Source organism: Paenibacillus sp. 01T422 (assembly GCF_056398785.1).
Map to the genome: position 1 here is coordinate 1 of NZ_JBFTQB010000448.1, position 7,777 is coordinate 7,777.

Below are 7,777 nucleotides of genomic sequence, written 5' to 3' on the forward strand. Positions count from 1 at the left end.
TACTGATCAGTGGTGTGATTCCCCTCTTCTTGTTAATCTGGCAATCCTTCATGCTGGAAAATGGGAATTACAGTTTGTCGAATCTGACGCTGCACTACTGGGTCGGTGAGGCGAAGCCGCAGCTGGCCAACGGATTAGCGGGGATTCTGAGAAGCGACCAGATCTGGAAGGCGCTTGCCAATTCTTTGAAAATTTCCTTGATGACGGCCTGCGTAACCGGCTTGATCGGACTATTGCTAGGGTATGTCATCGCCAGAAGAAGAACATTATGGCTGACCAGAGCCATTGAACAATTGTCATTCCTGCCTTATCTGATCCCGGGGATCTCGCTCGCCTCCATCTTCTTGGTTATGTTCGCAAAACCGCATCCACCCATCCCGGCTCTATATGGAACCTTGAGCATCGTAGTACTGATCAGTGTAGTGAATGAATTGCCATTCGCTACTCGGGCCGGAACTAGCTCCATGCTCCAGATCAGCGGGGAGCTGGAAGAGGCGGCAACTATTCAGGGGGCTTCCTGGTTTCAACGTTTTAGAAAAATCATCATCCCGATTAGCCGCAAAAGCTTAGTTAGCGTATTCCTAATCTCCTTTATCGGCACCATGAAGGAAATGGAATTGATTATTATGTTGATCACGCCAAAGACAAGCACGTTGACCACGTTAACGTTCAGTTATGCCGAGAAAGGTTATCCGCAATATTCGGCTGCCAGCGTGTTGTTGATTATTGCGATTATCTTAGGATTTTACTTCATGGCGGTCAAATGGTTCAAAGCTGATATGACGAAGGGAATAGGGGGTTAAGATGAGTAGAATCGAGTTAAAGCAAATCCGTAAGTCCATTAACAATCAACCTATTCTGAACAACCTGGACCTCGTCATTGAGGAAGGAGACTTTATGACCTTGCTCGGTCCTTCCGGTTGTGGGAAAACGACTACGTTACGCCTGATTAGCGGGCTCGAGAATCCGCAGTCGGGAATTATCACCATTGGCGATCGAACCGTCGTCGATTGCAGCACCCATCATTACGTTCATGCGTCGAAGCGGGGACTCAATCTTGTCTTCCAGAACTACGCTTTGTGGCCGCATATGACAGTTTATGAGAATGTGGCCTTCGGGCTCAAGCTGCACAAGATCCCGAAGGACGCGATCAGAACACGAGTAGAGAAGGCGCTGGACAAGCTGAAAATCATTCATCTGCTCGATCGGTATCCCTCCGAGCTATCTGGCGGTCAGCAGCAGCGAGTAGCGATTGCGAGGGCGATTGTGACCGAGCCGGGTATCCTGCTGCTGGATGAGCCGTTATCTAATCTCGATGCCAAGTTGAGATTGGAGATGAGAGCTGAGTTGAAACGGCTCCATGAAGAGCTGAACACGACGATCGTGTATGTGACCCATGATCAAGTCGAGGCTTTGACGATGTCTACGAAAATCGCCGTGTTTTTCGAGGGCGCTTTGGTTCAGGTAGACGAGCCGCATCGCATTTACCGCTATCCCGCTGAGCTGCGAGTTGCCGATTTTATAGGAAATCCCATGTTAAATTTCATCGAGGCAGTAAGCACATATCAAGCTGGCAGCTTGCGTGTGGATTCGAAGCTGGGGACGATGCAGCTTGCATCTCGTCAAGCTTATGCAGGCAAGGTAGTGCTCGCCATTTATCCGGAGGATATCAAGGTAGTTTCCGAACCCGTCGAGGGAGGGATCTCATGCACGATAAGCTCCGTTCTCCCCGCAGGCGCAGAGACGTTAGTCCAGCTTGTCACCAGCCAAGGGTTAGACATGCTAATGAAGGCAACAGGAGAGAATGAATTTCGAAAAGGCGATCAGGTTTGGATGACGTTGGCATTAGCGAAAGTAAATATATATGAAAAAGAGACGGGCAGGCTTATTGCCCGCACTTAAGGAGGCATTTATTCATGAAACATGGAATCCGTTCGAGCAAAAGCTGGATTGTGTTATCCCTCACCCTAGGTTTGTCTCTGACAACTGCGGCCTGTGGTACCGCTCCCAAAACAACGGTCGAGCAGGGCAGTTCAACCGCTGTGCAAACGACTGCCCCTACACCAACGCCAAGCGTGGAAACCGATGCTGAATTGTRCGAGAAGGCGAAGCAGGAAGGGAAAGTCACAGTCTATACGGCGTCAACTGGGGTAACGAATCAAGCGAAGGCCACGTTCGAGAAGCAATATCCCGGTGTCCAGGTCGAAGTATTCAGTTTGGGCACGCAAGCCTTAATGGATAAAGTCGTTCAAGAGCAGAAAGCGGGTATTTACAACGCGGATTTCATCCTGATCAAAGAAAATGGCGGTGCTATCAAACATGAGATGGTGGATAGCGGAGCGTTCGTGCCTTTTATCCCGGCAGATATCGCCAGCAAATTGGCAGAGCCTTATAACAAGGCTATGGGATATGTGAGCTTTCTGCAATTCAAGTCAATTTTGTACAATACAGACGTCTTCCAAACTTCGCCTATTACAAATTGGTGGGATCTCACCACGCCGGAATGGAAAGGCCGTGTGTTGATGATCGATCCAGCCAAAGGGGGACCGCAGTTGGATTTCATAACGTAGCGATAGGGAACAGTGATGATCTGCAAACGGTGAAACAGAAGAAATATGCGGCGACCATGACGTATCAGATCAACCCCCGACTCTCGGTTGTTAATCCGGCTTATTTATTCTTGGGGAAAAATGCGACCCATCCGAACGCGGCCAAATTATTGCTACGTTGGATGGCAGGCGGAGCCGACGGGCAAGCGGAAGGACTAAAAGCTTTTGTTCAAGAGGGAGCATGGCTGGTTAGAACGGATGTTAAACAGAATAATCCAGTGGAGCTGGATCAAGTGAAGTTGTGGCCTTATGACTCGGAAGCCTTCTATCAAGCCTCGCCAAAGGTATCCGAGTTTTGGTTGAAACAGCAATAAAACAGAGGGGGCATCTTAGATGACAGAAGCTTTAAAGTTTAGACCCGACGGGACGTTTAAGATTGTGCATTTGACCGATTTTCATTGGAGGAACGGAGACGAGAGAGATCAGCGGACGCAAGCCTTTATCGAGGAAGTGATCGTACAAGAAACACCTGATCTGATTGTTATAACGGGAGACCTTGTTCACAAACTGGAAACAGAAGACCCCCTTCATGCTTTCGAAAGCGCCTTAGCTTCGGTGACAGCAAGCGGAATTCCTTGGGCTTTTGTATTTGGCAATCACGATTGGGAAATTGATATCGATATCGAGCGTTTGGCGGAGTTGCTGGGGCACCTTCCGAATAGTCTCTTCGTATCCGGGCCATCTTCCATTCAAGGGGTATCCAACTATATGCTTGGCATCCATGGCAGTCAAACGGAACAGGTGGAAGCGATTCTCTATATGCTGGATTCCGGTGCCAAAACGAAGCTGCCGTTCGGGGGATCCGCCTGGATTCACCGGAATCAGATCGCTTGGTATCTCGAACAGTCCAGCCGATGGACCAACACGAACAAGGGCCTGCCGCTTCCTGCTTTGGCTTTCTTTCATATTCCTCTTCCGGAGTATAACGAGATCTGGGATTTCAAAACTTGTTACGGGACTAAGAACTCCAACGTATCTTGTCCCAAAATCAATTCGGGATTTTTCTCGGCTATGGTGGAAATGGGCGATGTGATGGGGACATTTGTCGGACATAACCATCATAATGATTTCTTCGGAGACTTGCACGGCATACGGCTCTGCTATTCCAGGGTAAGCGGGTATGGAAAGGGACGGGAGGATTTTGCCCGAGGGGCGAGAGTCATCATGCTGAAAGAAGGGGAGCGAGGCTTCGACACCTACCAGCGCTTGGACGATGGGACCGTTCTGACTCATCCACCTGTGCACCACGCTGCTTACATGGATCCGTTTGGCAAGCGAAATGATCTGACCTTGCCCACACCAAAGCGTATTGTGGACGTCGATAGTCTGGATGAGCTGCCCAAGCGGTTTCGGATGAGCACGGATCCGCTTCGCGATGGAGACACCATCCTTCCTGACCTTAGCGGATTCCGGGAATTGAACGCATCGGCTAGTGGACAATTTTCCCTTAATGGGTTACGAGCCATGAAGAAGCGAATCGGCGACTGGCCGATCGTTATTGTCGACATGCGCCAAGAATGTCATGGCTTCGTTGATGGCAAGGCGATTAGCTGGTACGCGCCAAATAACGCGATGAATAAAGGGATATCCCGCGAGGATGTTTTGCTCAGAGAGGGTCGCCTGCTAGCGGAACTGAACAACTTGCCCATCATAGAATTCGAGCAATTTGAAGGGAAATCTATAGACGTTGAACCGGTACGGAATGACAAGTCGGTTCTTTCGGAAGGTGAGCTTGTTAGGCGCGAAGGTATGGACTATGCCCGGTTCTTGGTAACTGATCATCACCGGCCGCTGGATCCGGTCGTCGATGAATTCGTGGCATTCTTCGACGCACTTCCGGAGGGAGTGTGGCTCCATTTCCATTGCCGTGGCGGCGTGGGACGAGCTACTACTTTCATTCTGCTTTATGACATGCTTCGCCATGGCGGCAAGATTAGTTTGGATGACTACCTGAACCGTCACCGCCGGATAGGCGGGCGGGACATGAGCGATTCTAATCCCGCTGACAGCTATAAGTACGGGCCTGCCATGGATAGGTTGGATTTCATTCGCCGGTTCTATGAGTATGCATCGGCTGTTCATGGGGAATCTGTTAGGATTCCTTGGTCCGTGTGGAATAGAAAATGAGTTATGAGATACCGCATTGCCCTTATGGGGGATGCGGTATTTTTTCTTTTTTGCTCTACCACTGACCTCATAGTTGCCAACGATTTGCTCTTCCCAGTATATCTGTTTCACTACCTGAAAGTTTAGAGCAAGCTGCTCCAGTCGTTAAAAGCGTAAGGGAAATACGGTCACACTTTAGATGACAGCCCGGATGATAAATTCGAATGGAAGCTCATGTCGATGGAAGAGATGATTGATCTGGTGATGAGATAGTTGAAAATCGCATAATTTTAATGTGACAGGTATTGCTTTATTAATTCACTAATAAGGAGAGCGCCTAAATGGAAAAAGGTGAAAATGTAAGAAAAGCAATCAAATACGGAGTCGGCGGAGTTGCTATACTTCTTATAACATTATCTGCGTTTAGTACAGTAGAGAATGGCCATGTTGGATTTAGAAAAACATTAGGTAGTGTTAGTCCAACAGTGCTTGAGCCGGGGCCTCATTGGAAATGGCCGTTCATTTCAAGTATTGTAGAAGTCAATACTCAAGTGGCTAAATCAGAATCTGATGCAGCGGCGTCATCCAAAGATTTACAACCTGTACATAGTCATGTAGCTGTTAACTATACGATTCCAAAAGGACTAGCGTACAAGTTGCTTCATGACGTTGGTTTAGACTTTGACTCTAAAGTAATCAGTCCTCACGTGCAGGAAATATTTAAAGAGGTTACTGCAAAGTACAGTGCAGAAGAGTTAATCTCAAAACGTGAGCGTGTAGCATTAGAAACAAACGAGTTATTAAAGAAATCCCTGGAGGCTTATAACATTCAAGTAGGGGATATCTCAATTGTTAACTTCACTTTCTCCGATGCATTCAATCAATCTATTGAGCAGAAACAAATTGCAGCTCAAAATGCAATGAAAGCTCAGAACGATTTAGATAAAGCTAAGATCGATGCTCAACAAAACGTAGTAAAAGCAGAAGCAGATGCTACAGCCGCGAAAGCAAAAGCGGATGCAGATCTATATGTAGCTCAACAAAAAGCAAAGGGTAACCTAGAGCTTGCAAAGTCAATTACTGTTGACTTGGTAGATTATAAATTCCTTGAAACGTGGAAAGGCGATGTTCCTAATGCTTGGGGCAATGGATCTTTGATAAACATGTTACCGAGCAAAACACCAGTACCTGATGGAAAATGAGAAAGGTGTTCTGGGTAAAGAGAGAGTCCAAGGATGGCGAATTTGGATATTAAGTGAGATAATGCATCTAAGAAGAACGGAGGAATAAAGAGATAAATGGAAAACTCAAACAAAGTGGTATCAATATCGTGCCGCGATTGTGACGTAGAAGGTTACATTGAAAATATTGAACAAAGCGAAGTATCCTATTGTCCCAAATGTGGAAGCAAAAATATAACTGTCCTCGATAACAAGAAGTCGCTCAAATGAGCGGCTTTTTCTTTTTCCTTGATCATGAAAATGAAAATTAGACCTACAGCTTTCTAGGGCTGTAAGTCCAATTCTCTTTATGCTCTAACAGTGGGGTGGTCTTTAGAATAACGAAGGAAGATTAAATCAAGCTTAAGGTTAGATAATTATTGCGTGAAAGAAACCCACCAATGGTGGACTAATAATATGGTGCCTAAGGGATGTATGAATCCTTATTTAAATAGCTGACGAAGCAAACTCGACGAGGACAAGCCTAGCGGTAGATTCAGACGCCGTGSTCCTRCACTCRAAGCAAAGCTRCGAAGTYTAGTCATCTGTTCCGTCCGCGCGGGCGAACCCAGCGGGGTTCTCTCCCCATGGCTCCATACAAAAAACCGCGATCCCGAAGGACCGCGGTTCTTTTATTATGGAGCCTAGGGGGATGTATGAATCCCGATTTAAATGGCTGACGAAGCAAATTCGACGAAGCCAAGCTTAGCGGTAGATTCAGACGCCGTGCTCCTACACTTGAAGCAAAGCTACGAAGTCTACCATCCGTTCCGTCCGCGCGGGCGAACCCTGAGGGGTTCTCCCCCCATGGCTCCAAAAAAAGAAGCACCACAACCAGAATGGTTGTGATGCTTCTTTTTCTATGGAGCCTAGGGGGATCGAACCCCTGACCTCATCGCTGCCAGCGATGCGCTCTCCCAGCTGAGCTAAGGCCCCTCAAATAACGTCGACTTTTCGTATTATACATGAAATATATGAAGCAGGCAAGCCCTTTGTGCAGATAATTCATATTGTCTTTTGTGCCTGCGAAGTTTCTGTTGCAAACGGTGCCAAACGTTGTTTTCATTCACATTTTCATGCTAACCTAGTAACAGAAACTAGTTGATCGTGTAGGAGTGACGAAAGAGTGTCAAACGGGGTCTTATATTGGGTTTACTTGGGAATAGCTTTTGTGTTGCCGTTTGTAATCGGTGTGTGGTTAATGCGGAAAACGAATCGGCTGGGATTCTCTTTTTGGATAACGACAGCCTTAAATATGATATTGACTTTGGCTGCAGCATTCTGGTGGAAATCAGTAACGGAGGATCCGTTCCGCATGATGTTTGGGATGGCGTTCTATGGGGTGTCGGCGGTGAATTTGATGGTCATCGAGTTTTTTGCGTTATTTAGCATTCGCAAGAAAATGAATTCGTAGAGGGATGGTTTCTTCATGACACGAACTTCTTCCAAAGTTTACTTTTATATGTTTGCAATTGCTGCCGTCCTATGGATGGCCGGTTTTGTATGCGGTGACCGATGAATGGCATCAAACGTTCATTGAAGGTCGTACAGGTCATGCGATTGACGTGGTCGTCGATTCAATAGGAGCACTATTGGCTGTTCTTCTGGTACTGGCGGTTCTCGGGATCCGTGCTGCGATTAGACGAAGAAGAACAAACTTGTAATCATCATATACACTTTTCTTTTTTTGATGGACTTGAATTTCCAAAGCTCGCGAGCTTCGACTTCCAATTCGTGCTGCTGCCATTGCATTAATTTCTCAGATACATATAAGTTGGATGGTTGCATGATTCGTTTCACCTTCCTTTCTTTTCCTGTTAGATCCAGTTTACATCTAGAATA

The 7,777-nt window shown here is 46.9% G+C and carries 9 protein-coding genes and 1 tRNA gene; 8 read left to right on the top strand and 2 right to left on the bottom strand.

The window, feature by feature from the left end:
* From AC1DUA_RS22710 to AC1DUA_RS22735, 6 genes are all read left to right on the top strand, one after another.
* A partial coding sequence (locus tag AC1DUA_RS22710) for an ABC transporter permease (RefSeq protein WP_477501936.1) occupies nt 1-803 on the top strand: 803 nt, incomplete at its 5' end.
* Nucleotide 804: 1 nt separating this feature from the next.
* A complete protein-coding gene (locus AC1DUA_RS22715) occupies nt 805-1,902 on the top strand; it encodes an ABC transporter ATP-binding protein (protein ID WP_477501937.1) in 1,098 nt (365 codons plus the stop codon).
* A 14-nt stretch (nt 1,903-1,916) separates the two neighbouring features.
* Nucleotides 1,917-2,570: an extracellular solute-binding protein gene (locus AC1DUA_RS22720; protein WP_477501938.1), complete on the top strand. Its 654-nt coding sequence runs from the start codon at nt 1,917-1,919 to the stop codon at nt 2,568-2,570.
* 29 nt (nt 2,571-2,599) lie between these two features.
* A complete protein-coding gene (locus AC1DUA_RS22725; protein WP_477501939.1) occupies nt 2,600-2,923 on the top strand; it encodes a hypothetical protein in 324 nt (107 codons plus the stop codon).
* A 19-nt stretch (nt 2,924-2,942) separates the two neighbouring features.
* Nucleotides 2,943-4,736: a metallophosphoesterase gene (locus tag AC1DUA_RS22730; RefSeq protein ID WP_477501940.1), complete on the top strand. Its 1,794-nt coding sequence runs from the start codon at nt 2,943-2,945 to the stop codon at nt 4,734-4,736.
* Nucleotides 4,737-5,056: 320 nt separating this feature from the next.
* On the top strand, nt 5,057-5,917 hold the full coding sequence (locus tag AC1DUA_RS22735) for a prohibitin family protein (RefSeq protein ID WP_477501941.1): 861 nt from the start codon (nt 5,057-5,059) through the stop codon (nt 5,915-5,917).
* A gap of 881 nt (nt 5,918-6,798) precedes the next feature.
* Here the strand turns inward: AC1DUA_RS22735 and AC1DUA_RS22740 are convergent.
* A tRNA-Ala gene (locus AC1DUA_RS22740) sits at nt 6,799-6,871 on the bottom strand.
* 190 nt (nt 6,872-7,061) lie between these two features.
* On the opposite strand from AC1DUA_RS22740, the gene AC1DUA_RS22745 reads away from it, so the two are divergent.
* Both AC1DUA_RS22745 and AC1DUA_RS22750 read left to right on the top strand, forming a co-directional pair.
* Entirely contained in the window at nt 7,062-7,349 is a 288-nt protein-coding gene (locus tag AC1DUA_RS22745; RefSeq protein WP_477501942.1) for a hypothetical protein, read from the top strand.
* 94 nt (nt 7,350-7,443) lie between these two features.
* Entirely contained in the window at nt 7,444-7,599 is a 156-nt protein-coding gene (locus tag AC1DUA_RS22750) for a VanZ family protein (protein WP_477501944.1), read from the top strand.
* On the opposite strand, the gene AC1DUA_RS22755 is transcribed toward AC1DUA_RS22750, so the two are convergent.
* On the bottom strand, nt 7,574-7,777 hold a 204-nt coding region (locus AC1DUA_RS22755), incomplete at its 5' end, for a hypothetical protein (RefSeq protein WP_477501943.1). The genes AC1DUA_RS22750 and AC1DUA_RS22755 overlap by 26 nt on opposite strands.